Origin of the sequence: Pseudoalteromonas sp. S4492 (genome assembly GCF_005886115.1) — a bacterium.
GTDB classification, from domain to species: domain Bacteria; phylum Pseudomonadota; class Gammaproteobacteria; order Enterobacterales; family Alteromonadaceae; genus Pseudoalteromonas; species Pseudoalteromonas gelatinilytica.
This window is the reverse complement of the sequence record NZ_PNCP01000350.1, coordinates 1-368: the sequence shown is the minus strand read 5'-3', so window position 1 is coordinate 368 and position 368 is coordinate 1. Positions and strand designations below refer to the sequence as shown.

General features: G+C 64.1%; 1 protein-coding gene. It reads right to left on the bottom strand.

Features of this window, described 5'->3' with window-relative positions; genetic code table 11:
• Window positions 1-43 precede the first annotated feature (43 nt).
• Window positions 44-368: nitrilase-related carbon-nitrogen hydrolase (locus CWC28_RS21790; protein ID WP_283206572.1), on the bottom strand; the 325-nt coding region annotated here is incomplete at its 5' end.

Here is a 368-nt window from a genome sequence, read left to right as displayed (position 1 = left end):
AGTGTCAGGTCGTCTTGTTGTTGTCGTGCGGGTCATCAGTCCGTCACTCGCCGTCGGTGAGGCGGGTATAGGCGTCCGGGCGACGGTCGCGGAAGAACTGCCAGTTGTTGCGCACCTCGCGCACCATCGCCATGTCGAGGTCGTGGATCAGCAGCTCATCCTCGGTGGCGCTGGCCTGGGCTTCGATCTGGCCGCGCGGATTCACGAAGTAGGAGGAGCCGTAGAACTCGCCGATATCCCAGGGCTGTTCATGGCCGACGCGGTTGATGGCGGCGATGTAGCAGCCATTGGCGGCGGCGGAGGCGGGCTGTTCCAGCTCCCACAGATATTGGGAGAGGCCCGCGACGGTGGCGGAGGGATTGAAGATG